The sequence below is a fragment of the Enterobacter sp. BRE11 genome (genome assembly GCF_031844285.1).
In the GTDB taxonomy this organism is placed as follows: Bacteria; Pseudomonadota; Gammaproteobacteria; order Enterobacterales; family Enterobacteriaceae; genus Pantoea.
In genome coordinates this window covers 281,555-302,102 of sequence record NZ_JAUZUX010000002.1, presented here as the reverse complement: position 1 = coordinate 302,102, position 20,548 = coordinate 281,555, and the positions used below count along the sequence as shown (strand labels likewise).

At 60.6% G+C, this 20,548-nt stretch carries 18 protein-coding genes; 9 read left to right on the top strand and 9 right to left on the bottom strand.

Annotation, left to right across the window (positions count from 1 at the left end):
- Positions 1-196 precede the first annotated feature (196 nt).
- The 3 genes from Q9R34_RS03570 to Q9R34_RS03560 all read left to right on the top strand — a co-directional run bounded on the left by Q9R34_RS03570 (position 197) and on the right by Q9R34_RS03560 (position 3,295).
- Positions 197-436, top strand: a complete 240-nt coding sequence (locus Q9R34_RS03570) for a FeoA domain-containing protein (RefSeq protein ID WP_485892417.1) — start codon at positions 197-199, stop codon at positions 434-436.
- Entirely contained in the window at positions 433-2,562 is a 2,130-nt protein-coding gene (gene feoB / locus Q9R34_RS03565) for a Fe(2+) transporter permease subunit FeoB (RefSeq protein ID WP_485892416.1), read from the top strand. Before Q9R34_RS03570 ends, feoB begins: the two co-directional genes overlap by 4 nt.
- Positions 2,563-3,022: 460 nt before the next feature.
- On the top strand, positions 3,023-3,295 hold the full coding sequence (locus Q9R34_RS03560) for a putative hemolysin (RefSeq protein WP_033790146.1): 273 nt from the start codon (positions 3,023-3,025) through the stop codon (positions 3,293-3,295).
- Between the two features lie 39 nt (positions 3,296-3,334).
- Here Q9R34_RS03560 and Q9R34_RS03555 read toward each other — a convergent pair whose 3' ends face one another.
- Positions 3,335-4,333: a 2-hydroxyacid dehydrogenase gene (locus tag Q9R34_RS03555; RefSeq protein ID WP_485892414.1), complete on the bottom strand. Its 999-nt coding sequence runs from the start codon at positions 4,331-4,333 to the stop codon at positions 3,335-3,337.
- 143 nt (positions 4,334-4,476) lie between these two features.
- On the opposite strand from Q9R34_RS03555, the gene Q9R34_RS03550 reads away from it, so the two are divergent.
- From Q9R34_RS03550 to Q9R34_RS03540, 3 genes are read left to right on the top strand one after another with little or no spacing between them, the layout of a single operon-like run.
- Positions 4,477-7,089, top strand: coding sequence for a YdbH family protein (locus Q9R34_RS03550; protein ID WP_485892413.1), 2,613 nt, complete (start codon positions 4,477-4,479; stop codon positions 7,087-7,089).
- A complete protein-coding gene (locus Q9R34_RS03545) occupies positions 7,086-7,274 on the top strand; it encodes a YnbE family lipoprotein (protein WP_033747068.1) in 189 nt (62 codons plus the stop codon). The genes Q9R34_RS03550 and Q9R34_RS03545 overlap by 4 nt, the downstream gene beginning before the upstream one ends.
- A complete protein-coding gene (locus Q9R34_RS03540; protein WP_434125076.1) occupies positions 7,274-7,603 on the top strand; it encodes a YdbL family probable chaperone protein in 330 nt (109 codons plus the stop codon). Before Q9R34_RS03545 ends, Q9R34_RS03540 begins: the two co-directional genes overlap by 1 nt.
- Before the next feature lie 55 nt (positions 7,604-7,658).
- Here Q9R34_RS03540 and Q9R34_RS03535 read toward each other — a convergent pair whose 3' ends face one another.
- Positions 7,659-8,258 carry an FMN-dependent NADH-azoreductase gene (locus Q9R34_RS03535; protein ID WP_485892412.1) on the bottom strand — a complete coding sequence of 200 codons (600 nt, stop codon included), beginning with the start codon at positions 8,256-8,258 and terminating at the stop codon, positions 7,659-7,661.
- Positions 8,259-8,513: 255 nt separating this feature from the next.
- On the opposite strand from Q9R34_RS03535, the gene hrpA reads away from it, so the two are divergent.
- Positions 8,514-12,416, top strand: a complete 3,903-nt coding sequence (hrpA, locus tag Q9R34_RS03530; RefSeq protein WP_485892411.1) for an ATP-dependent RNA helicase HrpA — start codon at positions 8,514-8,516, stop codon at positions 12,414-12,416.
- A gap of 206 nt (positions 12,417-12,622) precedes the next feature.
- A complete protein-coding gene (locus tag Q9R34_RS03525; RefSeq protein ID WP_434125005.1) occupies positions 12,623-13,198 on the top strand; it encodes an Ail/Lom family outer membrane beta-barrel protein in 576 nt (191 codons plus the stop codon).
- A gap of 67 nt (positions 13,199-13,265) precedes the next feature.
- Here Q9R34_RS03525 and Q9R34_RS03520 read toward each other — a convergent pair whose 3' ends face one another.
- The 6 genes from Q9R34_RS03520 to rstA all read right to left on the bottom strand — a co-directional run bounded on the left by Q9R34_RS03520 (position 13,266) and on the right by rstA (position 18,506).
- Complete coding sequence (locus tag Q9R34_RS03520; RefSeq protein WP_434125004.1) at positions 13,266-14,075, bottom strand: trypsin-like serine peptidase; 810 nt, start codon at positions 14,073-14,075, stop codon at positions 13,266-13,268.
- 117 nt (positions 14,076-14,192) lie between these two features.
- Positions 14,193-14,273: a small membrane protein YdgU gene (ydgU, locus tag Q9R34_RS03515; RefSeq protein ID WP_455430548.1), complete on the bottom strand. Its 81-nt coding sequence runs from the start codon at positions 14,271-14,273 to the stop codon at positions 14,193-14,195.
- Positions 14,274-14,360: 87 nt separating this feature from the next.
- Positions 14,361-14,816 (bottom strand): acid resistance repetitive basic protein Asr, encoded by a 456-nt coding sequence (gene asr / locus Q9R34_RS03510; protein ID WP_485892460.1) that lies wholly within the window; start codon positions 14,814-14,816, stop codon positions 14,361-14,363.
- A 155-nt stretch (positions 14,817-14,971) separates the two neighbouring features.
- Positions 14,972-16,459 carry a carboxypeptidase M32 gene (locus Q9R34_RS03505; RefSeq protein WP_434125003.1) on the bottom strand — a complete coding sequence of 496 codons (1,488 nt, stop codon included), beginning with the start codon at positions 16,457-16,459 and terminating at the stop codon, positions 14,972-14,974.
- 20 nt (positions 16,460-16,479) lie between these two features.
- Positions 16,480-17,781, bottom strand: a complete 1,302-nt coding sequence (gene rstB, locus Q9R34_RS03500; RefSeq protein WP_485892409.1) for a two-component system sensor histidine kinase RstB — start codon at positions 17,779-17,781, stop codon at positions 16,480-16,482.
- The gene (gene rstA, locus Q9R34_RS03495) at positions 17,778-18,506 is read right to left on the bottom strand and encodes a two-component system response regulator RstA (protein ID WP_485892408.1); all 729 of its coding nucleotides are present in this window, start codon (positions 18,504-18,506) and stop codon (positions 17,778-17,780) included. Before rstA ends, rstB begins: the two co-directional genes overlap by 4 nt.
- A 175-nt stretch (positions 18,507-18,681) precedes the next feature.
- Between rstA and Q9R34_RS03490 the strand changes: the two genes are divergently transcribed.
- Complete coding sequence (locus tag Q9R34_RS03490; RefSeq protein ID WP_434125000.1) at positions 18,682-19,098, top strand: hypothetical protein; 417 nt, start codon at positions 18,682-18,684, stop codon at positions 19,096-19,098.
- On the opposite strand, the gene Q9R34_RS03485 is transcribed toward Q9R34_RS03490, so the two are convergent.
- On the bottom strand, positions 19,095-20,486 hold the full coding sequence (locus tag Q9R34_RS03485; protein WP_434124999.1) for a basic amino acid/polyamine antiporter: 1,392 nt from the start codon (positions 20,484-20,486) through the stop codon (positions 19,095-19,097). The two genes, Q9R34_RS03490 and Q9R34_RS03485, sit on opposite strands and share 4 nt — an antisense overlap.
- Between the last annotated feature and the right edge of the window lie 62 nt (positions 20,487-20,548).

Sequence of the window (20,548 nt, the reverse complement as noted above, 5' to 3'; positions counted from 1 at the left end):
TCACCATGTGACGGCTATCTTCGCTTTCCCTGCCTTAACGGCCGCTGAACCGTCCAGGCCGTAAGCGGCGGTTTCATCAACCCGGCATCAACCACGCTACTCTTTACCCGCATCTCGCCCTTAACGCGATCTAAATCAATAACGATAATTGTTCGCAATTGCATAGTTGCGGCACAGAGATATCGGAGATGAGATCATGTTGATAACCCCCGGGAGTCAATGGCGTATTACAGGGTTCAGGAACGACCTGTCCGAGCTTTTCCGTCGTAAATTTTTATCGCTGGGCTTCGTGCCTGGTGCGGTCATCGATATCGTCAGGTTTGCGCCGCTGGGCGATCCGGCGGAGGTGCGTCTCAGCCACAGCAGCTATGCGCTCCGTAAAGCTGAACTGGCGATGCTGCGCCTTGAGGCCGTTGACGGAGGCGAGCAGGCATGAAGCGTATCAACGCCGTACTGGCGGGCAACCCTAACGCCGGTAAAACCACGCTGTTCAATCTGCTGACCGGGCTGCGGCAGCGCACCGGCAACTGGCCCGGCGTCACCGTCGAGCGCAAACAGGGCACCTTCACCACCGGCGAGGCAGCCGTCACGCTGATCGATCTGCCTGGCATCTATTCCCTTGAAACGGTGCAGGCTGAAGACGGCCTCTCCGCCGACGAACGCGTCACCTGCAGCTATATAATGAGCGGCCAGGCGGACGTGCTGATCAACGTGATTGACGCGTCAAGCCTGGAGAAGAGCCTGTGGCTCACCCTGCAACTGCGCGAGCTGAACCTGCCGACGATCGTGGTGCTTAATATGGCCGACGTCGCCAGAACCTGCGGCGTTGAACTGGATGCCGATGCGCTGGCCGCCCAGCTCGGCTGTCCGGTAGTGCTGATGTCCGCCTCGACGTCCGAAGGGCTAACGGCGCTGCTGGCAGCCATTGAAAGCCTTGCCGCCGCGCCGCCTGCGGATCTACTGCTGAACCGAGCGGAAGTCGATGCGGAGGCGCGGCTGGCCCGCATCCGCGCCATCTGTCAGGCCGCTTGCGATGGCGGGTCGCGTCGCGCCCACCGTCTGACGCGCGCGCTGGATAATCTGTTCCTCGACCGCTGGCTCGGTTTTCCCCTGTTTTTAGGGGTGATGTACCTGATGTTTTACTTCTCCATCAATATCGGCGGCGCGCTGCAGCCGGTATTTGATAAGGGGTCCACGGCGCTGTTTATCGACGGCGCCGCGCAGATCTGCGCCGCGCTTCACTTTCCCGACTGGATCACCTCTTTTCTGGTGCAGGGCATCGGTGGCGGCATTACCACCGTCCTGCCGCTGGTCCCGCAGCTGGCGCTGATGTTCTTTTTTCTGACGCTGCTGGAAGAGTCGGGCTATATGGCGCGCGCCGCGTTTGTGGTCGATCGGCTGATGCGCTGGCTGGGGCTGCCGGGGAAATCTTTTGTGCCGCTGATCGTCGGCTTTGGCTGCAACGTGCCGGCCGTGATGGGAGCGCGCACGCTGGAAACCGAGCGGGAAAGGCTGGTTACGATGCTGATGGCCCCCTTTATGTCCTGCGGCGCGCGGCTGGCGATATTCGCCGTATTTTCCGGCGTCTTTTTCGGTAACGCCGGCGCGGGCGTCATCTTTTCGCTCTATCTGCTCGGTATCGTGGCGGCGGTTTTTACCGGGCTGGTGTTGAAGCATACCTTGCTAAAGGGCGGCGCCTCCTGTGCCATCATGGAGCTGCCGCTGTGGCATGTGCCGGTGATGCGCATCCTGCTGCTGCAGACCTGGTTTCGGCTGCACGCCTTCGTTATTCGCGCGGGCAGGGTGATCGTCGCGGCCTGCGTGGTGATTGGCCTACTTTCCAGCCTGACGGTGAGCGGCCATCGGGCGCCGCGCGTCGACGACTCGGTACTGGCTTCCGCCAGCCGCTACCTGACGCCGCTGTTTACGCCGATGGGGATCAAGCCCGACAACTGGCAGGCGACCGTTGGGCTGGTAACCGGCGCCCTGGCGAAAGAGAGTGTGGTCGGCACCCTGAACGCGCTCTACCTGGCGGAGCCGCAAAATGCGCCGGACGCTGAGCCAGCGCAAAGCCTGACGGCGGTTTTCGCCTCGGCGCTGGATGAAACCGGGCAGAACCTGAAACAGGCGCTCAGCCCGCAGACGCTGTTTAACCCTGTTGAAGCGAGCAAAGGAGACGGCGAAATGAGTCAGGGCGCGGTAGGCGTTATGCAGACGATGTTCGGCAGCGCGCTCGCGGCCTACAGCTATCTGGTCTTCGTGCTGCTCTACGTGCCCTGCGCCTCGGTGATGGGCGCGCTGGCGAAAGAGGCGGGACGGCAGTGGATGTGGTTTGCTCTGATCTGGGGAACCGTTATGGCCTATAGCGCGGCGACCCTGATTTACCAGATCGGCACCTTTACACAGCATCCCGGTTTCAGCCTGATCTGCCTGGCGGCTATTGTTGCGGCAGGCGTGGCCGCGGTGACCCTGTTGCGCCAGCAGCGCGTCAGCCTGCAGCCTGGGTTGCAGCCAGCCAAAGAGGGCGGCGGATGCGGCAGCTGTAAAGGGTGCGGGCATTAACCCGGCAAATAAAAAACGCTCCTGTCGTGGAGCGTTACCGGAAGACCCGGCTAAATGAATCAATAGCCGTACTTGTTGTAGTGAGGCGTTACCTCGACGCTGACTATAGTGCGGCGTTTCTTAATCAGGCCTCAACAGTTCAGGAACAGGCGCGCCCTTTATTGCGCGAGATCAAGGGATTAGCGAGCAGGAAGAGAAGGCGGGGGGCGCTCGCTGGCATCACGAAGGTGAAGCAGCTGTGGTAAGGAATAATGTGACGGCGTCACCTTTGCTTGCGGTGGTCCTGCTATAACGCCAGCCATCAGCAACTGAGAGAAGCGTTAGCGAAGCGAAACAAGATTATTCCGCTTGCAAAGCGCCAGAGAAAATTTTGTAAAAAGCTGTGTCGCCTATCGACCGGCTGCGACGCCTGTCTTATGCTTGACCGGCCTCTAACCCTAATACTTCCGGAGTCCGACTGATGAAAGCAGCCACCTTTCTGCTGGCCGGCGCTGCGCTGCTGCTCTCCGCATGCAGCAGCAACAGCGATAACGAACCGCCGCAACAAGCCACCGCAGCCCATATTCAGCCGCACGTCATTATGTCGTCGCTGGCGGAAAGCAACTGCGCGGGGGCCGGAGGCACGCTGGCCTTTTCTCACCAGCTGGACGGCACGCGCATCGGCATGTGCCAGCTGGCGAACGGACGCCGCTGCGATGAACAGGCGCTGATCGGCGGCAACTGCGCCCGCTAACAAAACCGCAGGCGCGACTCAACGGCTACGCCCGGCGGGTCAGGCCGAGGCGGACAGCTGGTTCTGGCAGACTTCGCCTTTTTCAAGCTGGCTGAGATTCGACAAGGTCGTTTCCGAAATCGCCGTCAGCGCCTCAGCGGTCAGAAATGCCTGATGGCCGGTAAACAGCACGTTATGGCAGGCTGACAGCCGACGGAACACATCGTCCTGAATCACGTCGTTAGACTTGTCTTCAAAGAAGAGATCGCGCTCATTTTCGTAGACATCCATGCCGAGCGAGCCGATTTTCTGCTGTTTGAGCGCCTCAATCGCAGCCTGGGAGTCGATCAGCTTGCCGCGACTGGTGTTAATCACCATTACGCCATCTTTCATCTGGTTAAAGGCGGCGGCGTTCAGCAGATGATGATTTTCCGGTGTCAGCGGGCAGTGCAGCGTGATCACGTCCGACTCGGCGAACAGGGTTTTCAGATCGACATACTCCGCGCCCAGCTCCAGCGCCTGCGCGCTCGGGTAAGGATCAAACGCCAGCAGGCGCATGCCGAAACCTTTCAGAATGCGCATCGTCGCTATGCCGATCTTGCCGGTGCCGACCACGCCTGCGGTTTTGCCGTGCATATTAAAGCCGGTTAAGCCGTCGAGCGAAAAGTTGGCGTCGCGCGTGCGCTGATAAGCGCGATGGATACGGCGGTTAAGCGTCATCATCATTCCAACCGTATGTTCCGCCACCGCCTCCGGCGAATAGGCGGGTACGCGCACCACCTTCAGACCCAGCTCCTCCGCTGCGGCTAAATCGACGTTGTTAAAACCGGCGCAGCGCAGCGCGATATACTTCACGCCAAGTGCCGCCAGCTCCTCCAGCACCGGACGGCTGGCGTCGTCGTTGACAAAAATGCAGACGGCGTCGCAGTCAACGGCGTTTTTTGCCGTCGCTTCCGTCAGTAGAAAGTCGAAATAGACCAGTTCAAACTGGTAGTCTTCGTTAACGCGATCGAGATATTTCTGGTCATAGTGCTTCGTGCTGTAAACCGCGATTTTCATCGTTACGCTCCTGCATTCGGGTATCCACACAGCATAACGTTTTATTGTGGATTTTGCTGCCGTCGGCGGCGCGCCTTCACCTCAGGCCGATTACATGCCATCATCAGGGGCAGGAACCTGTCAGGAAAAGGAATAGTGCTGCCATGCCGCGGAGCCTCCGCCGACTACTTGCTGCCTTACTGGCGCTGACGCTGCTGGTGCTGGGGCTGCTGCTCACTGTGACGCAATGGCTGCCGCGTCTGGCTGGCATCTGGCTGCCGGCGGATACGCGCATCGTGCTGGAAGGATCGCCGCGCTGGCGCAACGGCGGCCTGTGGTTTCCGCAGGTACGCTACCTGGCGGGCGAGTGCGCGCTGGCAAGCGTTGAGCAGGTCTCGCTTGGCTGGCACGACCGGCGCTGGCGGCTCGCCGCGCGTCAGGTGACGCTCGACAGCGACTGCCTGCAGCAGCTGCCGCAAAGCGAGCAGTCCGGCACACCGAAAAGCCTCGCGGCGTGGCAGCAGCTGTTGCCCGGCGCCGATATCCAGCTCGATAATCTTACCATTGCGCCCTGGCAAGCCTACGCCGGCCGTTTCGATCTCAGCCTTACCCCTACTAAACAGACGCTGCGCTATCGCGGCGACAACCTTAATATCGACGCCAGCCTGCAGGGGCAGCAGCTTAACGTAGAGCAGCTGACGCTGCGCCATAAGGCGCTGCCGCAGCCCGTGACGCTGCATGGCCGGTTCGAGCTGCCCGAGTTCGCCAACGGCTTGCCAATCGGCGGTCAGCTGGAGGGCGAGCTGCAGTACGCTGGCGAACCGCTGCGTCTGACGCTCGACTGGCAGCAGCAGCAGGGAAAACTGGCGCTCTACACCACCGGCGACGGCCAGCCGCTGCTGACGCTGCCGTGGCAGGCGGACGCGCGGCAGATCCGCATTGTTAAAGGGCGTTACCGCTGGCCGACCGGCGAGCAGACGCTCTCCGGCTTTCTCGATCTCAGACTTGATAACTGGCGGCAGGGGCTGGAAGAGACGCAGTTCGCCGGACGGCTCAACGTGCTGACACAGGGACGCGGCGGCAAAGGCAACGCGGTGCTGAATATCGGCCCTGGAAGGCTGAGCATGACAAACAGCGCGCTGCCGCTGCGCCTTACCGGCGAAAGCAAGCTGGCGGCGATGCAGCTTTACGCCGCGCTGCCGGGCGATCTTAGCGGGCCGTTGCTCGACCCGCAGCTCAGGTTCCAGCCCGGCGCGCTGCTGCGCCTGCGCGGCCGCCTTCTCTCCACGCTGGAGGTCGATGAGGCGCGCTGGCCGCTGGCGGGCGTGCGGCTCGCCTCACAGGGCATCGACGGTCGCCTGCAGGCGATACTCAAGGCGCACGATCCGAGCTTCGGCCAGTTCAGGCTGCACCTCGACGGGCGCGCCAGCAACTTCTGGCCCGATAAAGGAGAGTGGAAATGGCGCTACTGGGGGAGCGGCGACATGCGGCCGCTCAACGCCGCCTGGACCATTCTGGGGGCGGGTGGCTGGCGCGACACCCTTATCCATCTCGACAGCCTGAATGCCGGCTTTAATCAGATGCAGTACGGCATGGCGCAGGTGATGCGGCCGCGACTGACACTCAGCGCGCCGGTCAACTGGCAGCGCGACGCGCAGCGACCCGCCTTTAACGGCGGCTTCCGAATCGACGCGGGAGAGACGCGGTTCGATTTCGGCGGGCGTCTGCCCGCCTCGTCGCTGCGCTTCGAGGCGAAAGGCCAGGATCCCAGCCACTTTATCTGGCGCGGCGCGCTGCAGGCGCAGGCGATTGGGCCGCTGCGCGTACACGGCCGCTGGGACGGCGAGCGCCTGCGCGGCGAGGCCTGGTGGCCGACGCAGTCGCTGAGGGTGTTTCAGCCGCTGCTCAACCCTGATCTCAAGATGAAAATCCGCGCGGGCGAGCTGCGCGCGCAGGTGGCGTTCTCCGCCGCGGCGAAAGAGGGATTCCGCGCGGGCGGGCACTGGACGGTGACGCAGGGCAGCCTCTGGACGTCGGACAACCAGATCAACGGCGTCGACTTCTCACTGCCGTTCCGGCTGAAAGATCAGCAGTGGCAGCTTGGCGTGCGCGGGCCGGTGCAGCTGCGCATCGGCGAAATCACCAACCAGTTTGCGATGCAGGATATCCGCGCCGATCTTCAGGGCTACTATCCCTGGAGCGAGGCGCGGCCGCTGACGCTGCAGGCGGTCAGCATGGCGCTGCTGGGCGGCAAGGTTACGCTGCCCGCGCTGCGGTTGCCGCAGCACCAGGCAGCGACGCTGAGCCTGCGCGATATCAGCCTGAGCAAGCTGGTCACCGCGCTAAAGCCTAAGCAGTTCGCTATGTCCGGCAGGATCAACGGCGAGCTGCCGCTGTGGGTAAACAATCCGCGCTGGCTGGTGCAGAATGGCTGGATCGCTAACAGCGGCGCTCTGACGTTCCGTATGGATAAAGATATGGCTGACGCGATCACCGCTGGCAACGTCGCCGCGGGCGCGGCGATGGACTGGCTGCGCTATATGGAGATCTCGCGCTCGTGGGCGACGCTCAATCTCGACAACCTTGGCAATCTCGCTATGCAGGCGCAGGTGCAGGGCGTCAGCCAGTTCAGCAACCGCAAACAGACTGTCAATCTTAACTACCGCCATCAGCAGAACCTGTTTCAACTCTGGCGCAGCCTGCGCTTTGGCGATAATTTGCAATCCTGGGTGGAACAGAACGCCACTCTGCCGACCAAAAGGGATCAACAACCATGAGCCTCAGGGCGTTACTGGTGCTGGCAGTCGGGCTGCCGCTGACCGGCTGCGTGCCGCGCATCGAGGTGGCCGCGCCGAAGGAGCCGATCACCATCAATATGAACGTGAAGATTGAACATGAAATTCATATCAAGGTGGACAAAGACGTGGAGGCGCTGCTGAAGAATCAGAGCGATCTGTTTTGATGCGCGCGTTGCGCAAGCCGCTCCTGGCTGCGCTGCTGCTGATCGGCACGGCGCAGCCGGCGCTGGCGCTGACGCTGGATGAGGCGCGCCAGCAGGGGCGAGTCGGGGAAACCTTTAGCGGCTATATCGCCGCGCGCCAGCAGGATGGCGAGACGCAGGCGCTGGTAAAGCGGATTAACGCCGGACGAAGCGTGGAATATCAGCGCATCGCGCAGCAGAACAACCTCACCACCGATCAGGTGGCGCGTATCGCTGGCGCAAAGCTGGTGGCGCGCGCGGGCGAGGGCGAATATGTGCGCGGCCTCAACGGGCTGTGGATGCAGAAATAAAAAAAGCCAGGCGTCATGCCTGGCAATCGAAACACAGAGCGAATAATAATAATGATTAGGCAGAAACAATCTGTTTGATGGCGTTTTTCGCGCTGTCGGTGGCTTTGGTGGCCACTTCCGGACCGTAGGCGATGCCTTCGGCGAAGACGAACTCAACGTCGGTGATGCCGATAAAGCCCAGGAAGAGCTTAACGTACGGCGTCAGCAGATCGCTCGGGGTATCTTTGTGAATGCCGCCGCGGCTGGAGAGGATCACCGCGCGCTTGCCTTTCACCAGGCCTTCCGGACCCGCTTCGGTGTAGCGGAAGGTGACGCCAGCGCGAGCAACCAGGTCAAAATAGTTTTTCAGCTGGGTCGGGATGTTGAAGTTGTACATCGGCGCGGCGATCACAATCACGTCGTGCGCCTGCAGCTCGTCGATCAGCGCATTAGAGAGATCCAGCGCTTCCTGCTGACGCGGAGAGAGCGGCGCGTCTGACGGACGCAGCGCGCCAACCAGTTCGCCATCCAGCACCGGAATCGGATCCGCAGCCCGGTCGCGAACGGTAACCTGATCGCCTTTGGCCTTCGCTTCTTCAACGTAGAAATCGGCCAGCTGGCTTGACTGTGAGTAACCAGCGAGGATGCTGGATTTAAGAACCAATACTTTGCTCATTGCTGTTTCCTGTTTGTTACGCGGAAGGCTTCCCGCTCAATGGGTTACACTCTACGGTCATTAGCGACGCGGTAAAAGCGCAATATTTCGAGAGCTATGTTCGAATTTCTTGAATAAGCCTGGCATGGAAGGCAGAGCCGGTCGTGATAAAATGTGTTACGCTTTATCCAATACAATTTTTAGAATCAGTCGGTTAACCCGGCTATCGGACGCTGCGACGGGCAGCGGCTCCGTCTGAGAAGGTACTCCATTACTATGTCATCACCGGTTTCCTCTCCTCTTGCGCCGCTGTGGCCGCGGCTCGACAATCTTATGCTGCGCGACCGCCAGCGCCTGCAGCGCCGTCTGCGCGGCGCCGGTAAAGTGGCTAACCCAGCGGCGCTGCAGGCCGTCGCCGACGAAATTAGCCAGGAGATTGCGACGGCGGAGCAGCGCGTCGCCGCCCGTGCCGCCGCAACGCCGAAAATAACCTTTCCCGACAACCTGCCGGTCAGTCAGAAGCAGCAGCAGATCGCCGAGGCGGTACGCGACCACCAGGTGGTGATTGTCGCCGGTGAAACCGGTTCGGGTAAAACCACCCAGCTGCCGAAAATCTGCCTGGCGCTGGGACGCGGCGTAAAAGGGCTGATTGGCCATACGCAGCCGCGTCGCCTGGCGGCGCGCACCGTCGCCAACCGCATCGCCGAGGAGCTTGAAACCTCGCTCGGCGGCTGCATCGGCTACAAAGTGCGCTTTAACGATCAGGTCAGCGACACCACCCAGGTGAAGCTGATGACCGACGGTATCCTGCTGGCGGAAATCCAGCAGGACCGCCTGCTGCTGCAATATGACACCATCATTATCGATGAGGCACACGAGCGCAGCCTGAATATCGATTTCCTGCTCGGCTATCTGCGCGAGCTGCTGCCGCGCCGTCCCGATCTGAAAATCATCATCACCTCGGCGACCATCGATCCGCAGCGCTTTTCGCGCCACTTCCACAACGCGCCGGTGATTGAGGTGTCGGGCCGTACCTTCCCGGTGGAAGTGCGCTACCGGCCGGTGGTCGAAGAGGCGGACGACAGCGAGCGCGATCAGCTGCAGGCGATTTTCGACGCGGTCGACGAGCTGGGCGACGAAGGGCGCGGCGATATTCTTATCTTTATGAGCGGCGAGCGCGAAATTCGCGACACCGCCGACGCGCTGGCGAAGCGCGATCTGCCGCATACCGAAATTTTGCCGCTCTACGCGCGCCTCTCGAACGCCGAGCAGAACCGGGTGTTCCAGTCGCACAGCGGGCGCCGCATCGTGCTGGCGACCAACGTGGCGGAAACCTCGCTGACCGTGCCCGGCATTAAATATGTGATCGATCCCGGCACCGCGCGCATCAGTCGCTACAGCTATCGCACCAAGGTGCAGCGTCTGCCGATCGAGCCGATTTCGCAGGCCTCGGCCAATCAGCGTAAAGGGCGCTGCGGCCGCGTCTCCGACGGCATCTGTATCCGTCTCTATTCGGAAGATGACTTCCTCAGCCGTCCGGCCTTTACCGACCCGGAGATCCTGCGCACCAACCTGGCGTCGGTGATCCTGCAGATGACGGCGCTGGGGCTGGGCGATATCGGCGCCTTTCCTTTCGTCGAAGCGCCCGACAAGCGCAATATCCAGGATGGCGTGCGCCTGCTGGAGGAGCTGGGGGCGCTTACGCTCAACAGCGAGACCGGCCACTACAAGCTCACCGGCTCAGGCCGCCAGCTGGCGCAGCTGCCGGTCGATCCCCGCCTGGCACGCATGGTGCTGGAGGCGCAGCGCTTTGGCTGCGTGCGCGAAGTGATGATTATCGCTTCGGCGCTGTCGATTCAGGACCCGCGCGAGCGTCCGGTCGAGAAACAGCAGGCCGCCGATGAGAAACATCGCCGCTTCGCCGACAAAGAGTCCGACTTTCTCGCCTTCGTCAACCTGTGGAACTACCTGGGCGAGCAGCAGAAGGCGCTGTCGGGCAACCAGTTCCGCCGCCAGTGCAAAGGGGATTTTCTTAACTATCTGCGCGTGCGCGAATGGCAGGATATCTATACTCAGCTGCGCCAGGTGGTTCGCGAGCTAGGGATCCCGGTCAACAGCGAGCCGGCCGGCTTTCGCGAGGTGCACTGCGCGCTGCTTACCGGCCTGCTGTCACATATCGGCATCAAAGACGCCGAAAAGCAGGAGTTTACCGGCGCGCGCAACGCCCGCTTCGCCATCTTCCCCGGCTCCGGGCTGTTTAAAAAGCCACCCAAATGGACCATGGTGGCGGAGCTGGTGGAAACCAGCCGCCTGTGGGGGCGCATCGCGGCGCGTATCGACCCCGAATGGATCGAGCCGCTGGCGCAGCACCTGATTAAACGCAGCTACAGCGAGCCACACTGGGAAAAAGGTCAGGGCGCGGTGATGGCGCAGGAGAAGGTCACGCTGTACGGCCTGCCGATCGTCGCCGCGCGCAAGGTCAACTACGGCAGCATCGACCCGACGCTGAGCCGCGAGCTGTTTATCCGCCACGCGCTGGTGGAGGGCGACTGGCAGACGCGCCACGCCTTCTTCCGCAATAACCAGAAGCTGCGCAGCGAAGTCGAAGATCTTGAGCATAAATCGCGCCGCCGCGACATCCTGGTGGATGACGACACCCTGTTCAACTTTTATGACCAGCGCGTCGGCCAGCAGGTGGTGTCGGCGAAGCATTTCGACAGCTGGTGGAAGCTGGCGAGCCGCGATACTCCCGATCTGCTTAGCTTCGACAAACAGATGCTGATTAAAGAGGGCGCGGACAAGGTCAGCCAGCTCGACTACCCCAACTTCTGGCATCAGGGCAACCTCAAGCTGAAGCTCAGCTATCAGTTTGAGCCGGGCGCGGACGCCGACGGCGTCACGGTGCATATTCCGCTGCCGCTGCTTAATCAGGTCGAGGACCAGGGCTTCGAGTGGCAGATCCCCGGCGTGCGCCGCGAGCTGATTATCGCGCTGATTAAGTCGCTGCCGAAGCCGCTGCGCCGCAATCTGGTGCCTGCGCCCAACTATGCCGATGCCTTTTTAGGGCGCGTTACCGCCATGTCGCTGCCGCTGCTCGACGCGCTGGCGAAAGAGTTCCGCCGCATGACCGGCGTGACGCTGGAGCGGGAAAACTGGCAGTGGGAACAGGTGCCCGATCACCTGAAAATGACGTTTCGCGTCGTGGACGAACATAACCGCAAGCTGAAAGAGGGCAAAGATCTCAGCGCGCTGAAAGCCGAACTGAAAGAAAAAGTGCAGGAGACGCTGTCAAAGGTGGCGGATGACGGCCTGGAGCAGAACGGCCTGCATATCTGGAGCTTCGGCGATCTGCCGCGCAGCTACGAGCAGAAGCGCGGCGGCTATCAGGTCAAAGCCTGGCCAGCGCTGGTCGACGAGAAAGAGAGCGTGGCCATCCGCCTGTTCGACAGCGAACAGGAGCAGCAGAAAATGATGTGGCGCGGCCAGCGTCGCCTGCTGCTGCTCAATATTCCTTCGCCGATAAAATACCTGCACGAAAAGCTGCCGAACAAAGCCAAGCTGGGGCTCTACTTCAACCCCTACGGCAAGGTACTGGATCTGATCGACGACTGTATCGCTTGCGGCGTCGACAAGCTGATGGCGGAAGCGGGTGGCCCGGCCTGGCAGCAGCAAAACTTCGAGCAATTGCACGAGAAGGTACGCGCCGAGCTGAACGAGACGGTGGTGGAGATCGCCAGACAGGTTGAGCAGATCCTTACCGCCGTGTTCAACATCAACAAGCGGCTGAAAGGGCGCGTCGATATGACCATGGCGCTGGCGCTGTCGGACATTAAGGCGCAGATGAGCGGCCTGGTCTATCGCGGCTTCGTTACCGGCAACGGCTGGAAGCGACTGGGCGACACGCTGCGCTATCTGCACGGGATTGAGCGTCGGCTGGAAAAACTGCCCGCCGATCCGCACAGCGATCGCGCGCGCATGCTGAAGGTGCAGGCGGTTGAGCAGGCGTGGCAGGCGTGGCGCAATAAGCTGCCGCCGCAGCGTCAGGATGATGAAGAGGTACGCGACATCCGCTGGATGATTGAGGAGCTGCGCATTAGCTACTTCGCCCAGCAGCTCGGCACGCCTTATCCCGTCTCCGACAAGCGCATCCTGCAAACGATGGAGCAGTTCGCGGCGTAATCGCTGACGCTCTCGCAGGCCGCAGCCGAAAACGCTGCGGCTTTTTTTCGTCCCGCTATCGCCTGCGCTAAAAAATTGTTTACACCCGTGCTTAAAACAGACGCAAATTATCGCGCCGCTTTCGACCGTCGCCTCAATTTTTAGATAAAATCACGGCTGGCGTGAGGCACGCGCCGGATAGCTACCGTTAATTAAGGAAGATAAATATGAAAAAGTCTGTTTTAGTCAGCCTCATTGTGGCTGCTCTGGGAATATATGCCAACGCGAATGCCGATCAACAGACGGTGACGCTTGGCTATGCGCAAAGTAAAGTGCAGGATTTTAAAAATATCCGCGGGATTAACCTTAAGTACCGCTATGAGTGGGATTCGCCGCTGAGCCTGATTGGCTCGCTGACCTATATGAGCGGCAGCGGCAGCTATACCCCTTTTACCGGCTCGATGGATATATTCGACGGCGATGCGAAGGTAAAATATTATTCGTTATCGGTCGGCCCCGCGTGGCGCTTCAACCAATATATCAGCGTCTATGGGTTGCTCGGTCTTAATTACAATAAAGTCGACTATCGCGAAAGCTGGTATAACTACGAAGGGCGTTACGTTTATATGGGCGACAGCTCTCTCAGCGAGAAGAAAACGTCGCTGATGTACGGCGCAGGCGTGCAGATTAATCCCGTAGAGAATCTGGCAATCGATATTGGCTATGAGGGATCGCGTCTCGATGTAGCCGATAAAGAGATGTCGATTGACGGCTTTGTCCTTAACCTGGGCTACACCTTCTGACGCTGGCGTTCAGCAATAAAAAAGGCGCGACTGGCAACCCCAGCGCGCCTTTTCTGTTCACTCTGTTTTACTGCGCCAGCGCTTCCAGCCTGTCGCGGAACGAGGTCACCGCGATGGCGCGGTTGTCGGCCAGGTAGCGATCTTTGGCCGCCGGCGCCGAGCTCTGCACCGCAATCAGCTGCCAGCCGTTTTCGTTTTTCAGCAGCAGTGGCGAACCGCTGTCGCCTGGCAGCGTATCGCACTGGTGCGACAGCACGGCGCGCTGCGCCCAGCCGGTAATCAGGCAGTCGCTGTGGGAGTAGAGCGAGTCCAGGTGATCCTCGGGATAGCCCGCCTGCGTCACCTTGCGGCCCGCCGCTTTAAGGGCGGCGGTCAGATCGCTGCGCGACCCGTCGAACAGCGGAATCGGGTTAATGGCGGAAGGGGGATTGCGCAGGATCACCAGACCGTAATCGTACGGCGCCGCATCACTGGGGACGATCCAGCCTTCGCCGTCTGCTTTGAGCTTGCGCGCCAGCGACGGCTCGACGCGCGCGTCGATATCGTGGATTTCATAGCGCCAGCCGCTGTCGCTCGCCATAAAACGCAGCGCCACCGGCTTGTCGAATTTGCCCGGCGGCGTCAGCAGGCAGTGTCCCGCCGTCAGCGCCAGATGGGCAGAGATCAGCGTGGCGGTGCAGAGGTTGCCGCTCTCGGTTTCCAGCTGGCCGATGGCGTCCCAGGGCGCGGCCGTGACATCGCTAATCGCCTTACGGTGATCTTTGCCAAAGAAAAGCATTTTGATCTCATCGGGATTCGGCGCATCGTCATCATCATCGGCGTGGGCCAGAGTGGTGAAACAGAACAATCCAGTCAACAGCAAAATAGCCAGGCGCATAGGTCTCTCAATGGCGAGATTTAAAAAGAAGTTATTGTCATTACGCTTGCGTAATAACTATAGTCGGTGAGCGGTAAAAAAGGGAGATTTATTGGAATAATCAGCACGCTACAACGACTAAATAAAAAAGAAGGCCGCGATGACGCCGCACAGGATCATCACCAGCAGGATAATTTCAAAACGATAGCGACGCACCATTTCCGCAACTCCAGTAACGAAACACCCGGCAGAACCGGGTGTTTTTATTAGTCAACGCGTCTTAAGGCGCAGGGTGCGCGACCTTAATTATTTAGCAGCGGCTTTCTTAGCGACTTTGTGGTGCTTTTTAGCAGCCTGCGCTTTCTGCGGTGCAGCCGCTTTCTTAGCGACTTTGTGGTGTTTTTTAGCAGCCTGCGCTTTCTGCGTTGCAGCGGCTTTCTTAGCTACTTTGTGGTGTTTTTTCGCAGCCTGCGCTTTCTGTGCAGCTTCTGGCTTAGCGGCTTTTTTGTGGTGCTTTTTAGCGGCCTGCGCTTTCTGCGCTGCCTCTTTTTTCATTGCTTTTTTGTGGTGCTTTTTAGCAGCCTGCGCTTTCTGAGCGGCTTTGTGTTTCTTGTGAGCGACTTTGTGCGTGGTTTTAGCCGGTGCAGCGGTAGTGGTAGTCGCAGTAGGGGCAGCAGCCGGCGCAGCGGTGGTGTCAGCAGCGAAAGCAACAGAAGAGAGACCCATAGCAGCGGCGATGACCAGTGCAAACAATTTTTTCATTGCAAATTCCTCGAACATTTTTTTCATGTGTAGCCCACTGCGGGGCCGGTGAAAAGACTATAAAAAAAACGAGGAGGCGTTTCCGTGGGTGTTTGGTATCGGCGTGTAACCGATTGTACAAAGCGGGAAAAGGGCGGCCGCGAAGGCCGCACAGATTAACGATTCAGGTAGCGTTGTTCAAGATGCTGGCGGAAAAAGCGCGGGTTCAGCGCTTCACCGGTGGCGTTGATCAGCAGCTGCTCGGTGGGGAAACGGCTGCCGTGCTGCCAGATGTTCTGCTGCAGCCAGTCGAATACCGGCTGGAGTTCGCCATGCTGCAGGCGTTCTTCTAAATCGGGTAGCGCTTTCTTCACCGCCTGGAACAGCTGCGCCGCATACATGGCGCCCAGCGTATAGGTTGGGAAGTAGCCGAAGGCGCCGTCGGTCCAGTGAATATCCTGCATGCAGCCGTCGCGGTAGTTGCCGCGGGTATCCAGCCCCAAAGCCTGCATCATCTTCTCATCCCACAGCGCCGGAATATCCTCGACCTCGATGTCGCCTTCAATCAGCGCGCGCTCAATCTCGAAGCGTAAAATCACGTGCGCCGGATAGCTCAGCTCATCGGCGTCGACGCGGATAAAGCCAGGTTTGACGCGCTGCGTCAGACGCACGAAGTTTTCCGGCTGCAGCGCTGGCTGCGCGCCCAGCTTGTCGCAGACCTGCGGCAGAATGCGCTGCAGGAAGGCGCGGCTGCGCCCCAGCTGCATCTCCATAAACAGGCTTTGCGACTCATGGATGGCGGTCGAACGCGCCAGACCTACCGGCTGGTCGCGCCACTGCTGCGGCAGGCCCTGCTCGTAACGCGCATGGCCGGTCTCATGGATCACGCCCATCAGCGCGCTGAGAAACTCCTCCTGATTGTAGCGCGTGGTGATGCGCACATCTTCCGGCACGCCGCCGCAGAAAGGATGGGCGCTGACGTCGAGACGCCCGTGGCAGAAATCGAAGCCCAGGGTGGTCATTACGCTCAGGCCCAACTCGCGCTGCGCGGCAACGGCGAACGGGCCCTGCGGCTGCTGGACAGGCTCCTGCGCCTGCTTTTCCACCACGCGCTGCAGCAAATCGGGCAGCCAGCTTTTCAGTTCGCCGAAGGTGGCGTCCAGCTTCGCGCCGGTCATGCCAGGCTCGTAGAGATCGAGCAGGGCGTCGTAGCGCGAGGTGTTGTTCGCCTCCGCGCGCAGCCGCGCCTCTTCGCGGCTCAGGCGTACCACCTCTTTCAGGTTGGCGGCAAAGCCCTGCCAGTCGTTCGCCGGACGCTGTTCGCGCCAGGCGTGCTCGCAGCGCGAGCCGGCCAGCGATTTTGCCTCGACCAGCGAGGCGGGCAGCAGCGATGCCTGCTGCCAGGCGCGCTGCATCTCGCGCAGGTTGGCGCGCTCGACGTCGTTCAGGTCAGCCTGCTCAGCTTCCTGAATCCATTCGCCGACGCGGGGATCGGTCAGGATTTCATGGCGCAGCACGCCCATTTCCGCCAGCGCTTCGCCGCGCGCCTGGCTGCCGCCGGTCGGCATCATGGTTTGCATGTCCCAGCCTGCCACTGCCATCAGGTGGCCGAAGCGGGAGAGTCGCTGGAAAGTCGCACTAAGTTGTTGATAAGCAGTAGTCAACAGAAACTCCTTGTGAAGGTTTATCGCGCCGAAAGGTCACGTAAAGGAAGATCAACCGGCCAGCAAAAGCGAACGCTGGCGCCGCCGAGCGGGCTGCCTTCGATGCTGACGCGGCCGCCGAGCGCCTGCGCGATAGAGTGAACGATAGCGAGTCCCAGACCACAGCCGCCAGTAGCGCGGTCGCGGCTTGGATCGAGGCGAACAAAAGGTTCGAAGACGCGCTCGCGCTCCTCGGCCGGGATACCGGGGCCGTCATCTTCTACCTGCAGGCAGCCAAGCGCGCCGTCAAACCACAGGCTGACGCGCAGCCGATGATCGGCATAGCGCAGCGCGTTGTTAACGAGATTGTCCAGCACGCGCTCCATCAGGCGGGTGTCGGAGACGCCGTGATTTTCGCGCTGCGGCAGGTCGAGATCGATCTGCGTGTGTGGATTAAGGGCGCGCACATCGTTGATATGTTCGCGCAGCCAGTTCGCCAGATCGAACGAGGTCAGGTTGAGATCGACGCGCGGTCGGTCGAGCCGCGCATAGGTCAGCAGCTCCTCAATCAGGCTCTCCAGCTGGCCGATATCGCGGCTGATGGCGGCGGACTCGCCCGCGGTGAGGTTATCGCTCATCTCCAGCCGGTAGCGCAGGCGCACCAGCGGCGTGCGCAGCTCGTGGGCGATGCCGTCGATCAGCTGCTTTTTGCTCGCCACCAGCGTATTGATGTTTTCCGCCATCTGGTTAAAGGCGACCCCGAGGCGGAACAGGCTGGAGGTGTTGTCGAAATGGGTGCGCACATCCAGCTCGCCGCGGCCAAAGCGCTGCGCCGCAATCTCCAGGCGCTGCATCTCTTTCCAGTGCGGCCGCATCCAGATAAACACCGGCAGCGCCAGTGACATGCCGATAAACACCAGCAGCGCGATATCCAGCAGCCGCATCTGATGCAGATAGAAGAGGTAGGGGATCGGGCCGACGGAGAGCACATAATGGCTGCGTGGAATATGCTGCAAAAAGGTGTACTGATCGTCCAGCGCGACGATCTCCCCGGCGCGCAGCCGACGCATATCGGGCTCGTCGAGCTGATATTTGCTCATCGGCTCAATATGCAGGTCGAACGACAGGCCGAGATCGAGGCTTTTGATGGTTCTGTTCCAGTCGCGCGGCGGGATTTCGCGCAGCTCGCTGCGGATCAGATAGAGCGAACTCGCCATCAGGTCATTCATCGACTGCCTGCCAGCGCGCTCGGCGGTAAATTTATAGACCAGACCCACAAGCAGCGCCATCACCAGAAAGCAGACGAAAAGCAGCAGATAGAACTGAATAAACAGCTTTCTCATGCCTGGGTATCCCATGCCTGCGGCGCAAACAGGTAGCCTTTATTGCGGATAGTTTTGATGCGGAAAGGCTCGGTAGCGCTGTCGTGCAGCTTTTTGCGCAGGCGGGAAATCGCCACGTCGATGCTGCGATCCAGTCCGTCATAGCTGACGCCGCGCAGGGTTTTCAGCAGCGCGTCGCGATTCAGGATCTGTCCGGCGTGCGTGGCCAGCTCCCACAGCAGATCGAAATCGGCGGTGGAGAGCACAATCTGTTCGCTAAACAGCGTGACTTCGCGATTCAGCGCGTCGATGGTGAGCGAGCCGAAGCGCAACAGCTTCTGTTTTTGCGCCGAAGCAGGCGCGGGCGCATCCTCGCTCTGGCCGAGCTGCGCCTGGCGCAGATGCAGCCGCAGCCGCGCCAGCAGCACCGCAGGCGGGGTGGTTTTCAGGATGTAGTCCTGCGCGCCCATCTCCAGCGCCAGAATATGGTTCATGTCGCTGTCGAGCGAGGTGAGCAGTACAATCGGGCCCTGCCACTGGCTGCGCAGATCGCGGCACAGGGTCATGCCGTCTTTGCCCGGCAGCATGATATCCAGCATCACGAGGTCCGGCTGTTCAGCCGCAATCACCGCTTCGGCGCGGTCGCCGCGCGTCTCGACGATCACCTCGATATCGTGGCGGCCAAGATAGGCCGCAATCAGTGAACCCACTTCCGGTTCGTCTTCAACAAAAACGATTTTATTCATAATCCACTGCGACAAATAAGCCTGGCGAGCAGCATAGCTTTTCCCGGCCGTGAGCACTATGCCATCGCACGAAATATCCCTGCGCGACTGGTATCCGCACGGCAAAATGTGCCATCATTAACAGCGCGTTTAAGCAAGGTTCTGAACCATAATGAAAAACAGAGGGAGAGAGAGGGTGTCTGATAAAGAGCTGGCTTCAGCCGTATACAGTGACCGCATCTGCCTGAACTACAGCGATTTTCTCTCCGCCTCCTGCAAAAAACGCTGGAGTTTCGTTGACGCCATCTACGGCGTGATGCCGATTTTCGGCATGGTGACGCGTAAATCCTCGGTTCGCAGTCTACAGGCGAGCGACGAGCATCTGAAAGAATTAGCATTACAAATCATTTCGACCCAGGTCAGCGACGAAATCAATATCGCCCGCCTGATTACCCTGGCCGAACAGCAGCACATCAGTCGTTTCGATATCCAGCTGCCTTATCCGCTCTCTGCGCAGCAGCTGGAGGCGATCCATCAGGAATACCGTAAACCGCTCACCCTCACACAGCAGGATGACCTGCTGTGTGTGGCGATCCCCGGCCAGCCGCACTAAGCCACCAGCTGCCACATCGCGGGCAGCGACGCCGCCATCAACAAGCCAATAGCCACGCGCTCCAGCTGGGTCAGCGAGACGTCGCCGCGTCCGCCGCGTCGGGCGAAGAGAAACAGCAGCAGACCTGGCGCATAGAGCACCACCGACAGCAGCAGATGCAGCGGCCCTGAGGCGTAAAGCAGCCAGAGCCCGTAAAGGCTGGCACCGAGACCGATTGCCAGCGCCAGCGGCTGCGCTTTGCCACGCGTCAGCTTCACCAGATAGAGCCCCACCAGCAGGTAGGGCACCAGGATCATCTCTGAGGCGATGGTCAGCAGCGTGTTGTAATCGGCGTGGGTCAGGGCGATCAGGATCAGGCAAATCTGCACGCTGCCGTTGGTCAGCCAGAGCGAGGCGGCAGGGGCGCCGCGCGAATTCTGACGCGCGATGCTGCGCGGAAAGGCACCCTGCTGCGCAGCGATCAGCGGCACTTCCGCCGCCATAATCGTCCAGCTCAGATAGGCGCCGCACACCGACACGATCAGGCCGGCGGCGATCACCGCATCGCCCCAGTGGCCCATCAGGCGCGTCATCAGGCCCGCCATTGACGGGTTGCGCATCTGCGCCAGTTCGGCGCGCGGCACGATGCCGAGCGACAGCAGGGTCACCAGCAGATAGACCAGCAGCGCCGCCAGCACCGCCAGCAGCGTGGCGCGACCCACATCTTTTTTATGCCGCGCGCGGGCGGAAACCACCACCGCACCTTCCACGCCGATAAAGACCCACAGGGTAATCAGCATGGTCTGCTTTACCTGCTCCCACAGCGGCACGCCGAGCGTCAGGCCGGAAAAGTCGAAATGGAACTGGTCGTAATTGAAGGCTGCGACCGCCAGCACCACGAACAGCAGCAGCGGCACCAGCTTGCCGAGCGTCGCCAGCAGATTGATGCCTGCCGCGGTTTGTACGCCGCGCAGCACCAGAAAATGCACCATCCACAGCAGCAGCGACGCCCCCAGCATCGCCTGCCAGGTGTTGCCGTCGCCGAACACCACGCGGTCGGGCGTGTCGGTAAAAAAGCTCAGCGCGGAGAAGACGATAACCAGATAGGAGACATTGGCGATCACCGCACAGAGCCAGTAGCCCCAGGCGGAGCAGAAGCCGAGCAGCTCGCCGAAACCGGCGCGCGCATAGGTAAAGATGCCGCCGTCGAGATCCGGCTTCAGCCGGGTGAGCAGCAGCATCGCCAGCGCCAGAAACAGGATGCCGACGCCGGTGATCAGCCAGCCAATCAGCAGGGCGGCCGGACCTGCTACCGCCGCCATATTCTGCGGCAAGCTGAACACCCCCGCGCCGAGCATTGAGCTGAGCACCAGCGCGGTGAGCGCGCTGAGACCTAATTTTTTCTCCAAAATACCCTTCCCGCTAGCATAAGTGGCTGGATTATGTTCTGAGCGACGAATTTAACCGTGCT

Excerpts from the sequence above, each read along its gene's own strand:
- Q9R34_RS03570 (WP_485892417.1), top strand. The coding sequence starts at position 197 with ATGTTGATAACCCCCGGGAGTCAATGGCGTATTACAGGGTTCAGGAAC.
- feoB (WP_485892416.1), top strand. The coding sequence starts at position 433 with ATGAAGCGTATCAACGCCGTACTGGCGGGCAACCCTAACGCCGGTAAA.
- Q9R34_RS03560 (WP_033790146.1), top strand. The coding sequence starts at position 3,023 with ATGAAAGCAGCCACCTTTCTGCTGGCCGGCGCTGCGCTGCTGCTCTCC.
- Q9R34_RS03555 (WP_485892414.1), bottom strand. The coding sequence starts at position 4,333 with ATGAAAATCGCGGTTTACAGCACGAAGCACTATGACCAGAAATATCTC.
- Q9R34_RS03550 (WP_485892413.1), top strand. The coding sequence starts at position 4,477 with ATGCCGCGGAGCCTCCGCCGACTACTTGCTGCCTTACTGGCGCTGACG.
- Q9R34_RS03545 (WP_033747068.1), top strand. The coding sequence starts at position 7,086 with ATGAGCCTCAGGGCGTTACTGGTGCTGGCAGTCGGGCTGCCGCTGACC.
- Q9R34_RS03540 (WP_434125076.1), top strand. The coding sequence starts at position 7,274 with ATGCGCGCGTTGCGCAAGCCGCTCCTGGCTGCGCTGCTGCTGATCGGC.
- Q9R34_RS03535 (WP_485892412.1), bottom strand. The coding sequence starts at position 8,258 with ATGAGCAAAGTATTGGTTCTTAAATCCAGCATCCTCGCTGGTTACTCA.
- hrpA (WP_485892411.1), top strand. The coding sequence starts at position 8,514 with ATGTCATCACCGGTTTCCTCTCCTCTTGCGCCGCTGTGGCCGCGGCTC.
- Q9R34_RS03525 (WP_434125005.1), top strand. The coding sequence starts at position 12,623 with ATGAAAAAGTCTGTTTTAGTCAGCCTCATTGTGGCTGCTCTGGGAATA.
- Q9R34_RS03520 (WP_434125004.1), bottom strand. The coding sequence starts at position 14,075 with ATGCGCCTGGCTATTTTGCTGTTGACTGGATTGTTCTGTTTCACCACT.
- ydgU (WP_455430548.1), bottom strand. The coding sequence starts at position 14,273 with ATGGTGCGTCGCTATCGTTTTGAAATTATCCTGCTGGTGATGATCCTG.
- asr (WP_485892460.1), bottom strand. The coding sequence starts at position 14,816 with ATGAAAAAATTGTTTGCACTGGTCATCGCCGCTGCTATGGGTCTCTCT.
- rstB (WP_485892409.1), bottom strand. The coding sequence starts at position 17,781 with ATGAGAAAGCTGTTTATTCAGTTCTATCTGCTGCTTTTCGTCTGCTTT.
- rstA (WP_485892408.1), bottom strand. The coding sequence starts at position 18,506 with ATGAATAAAATCGTTTTTGTTGAAGACGAACCGGAAGTGGGTTCACTG.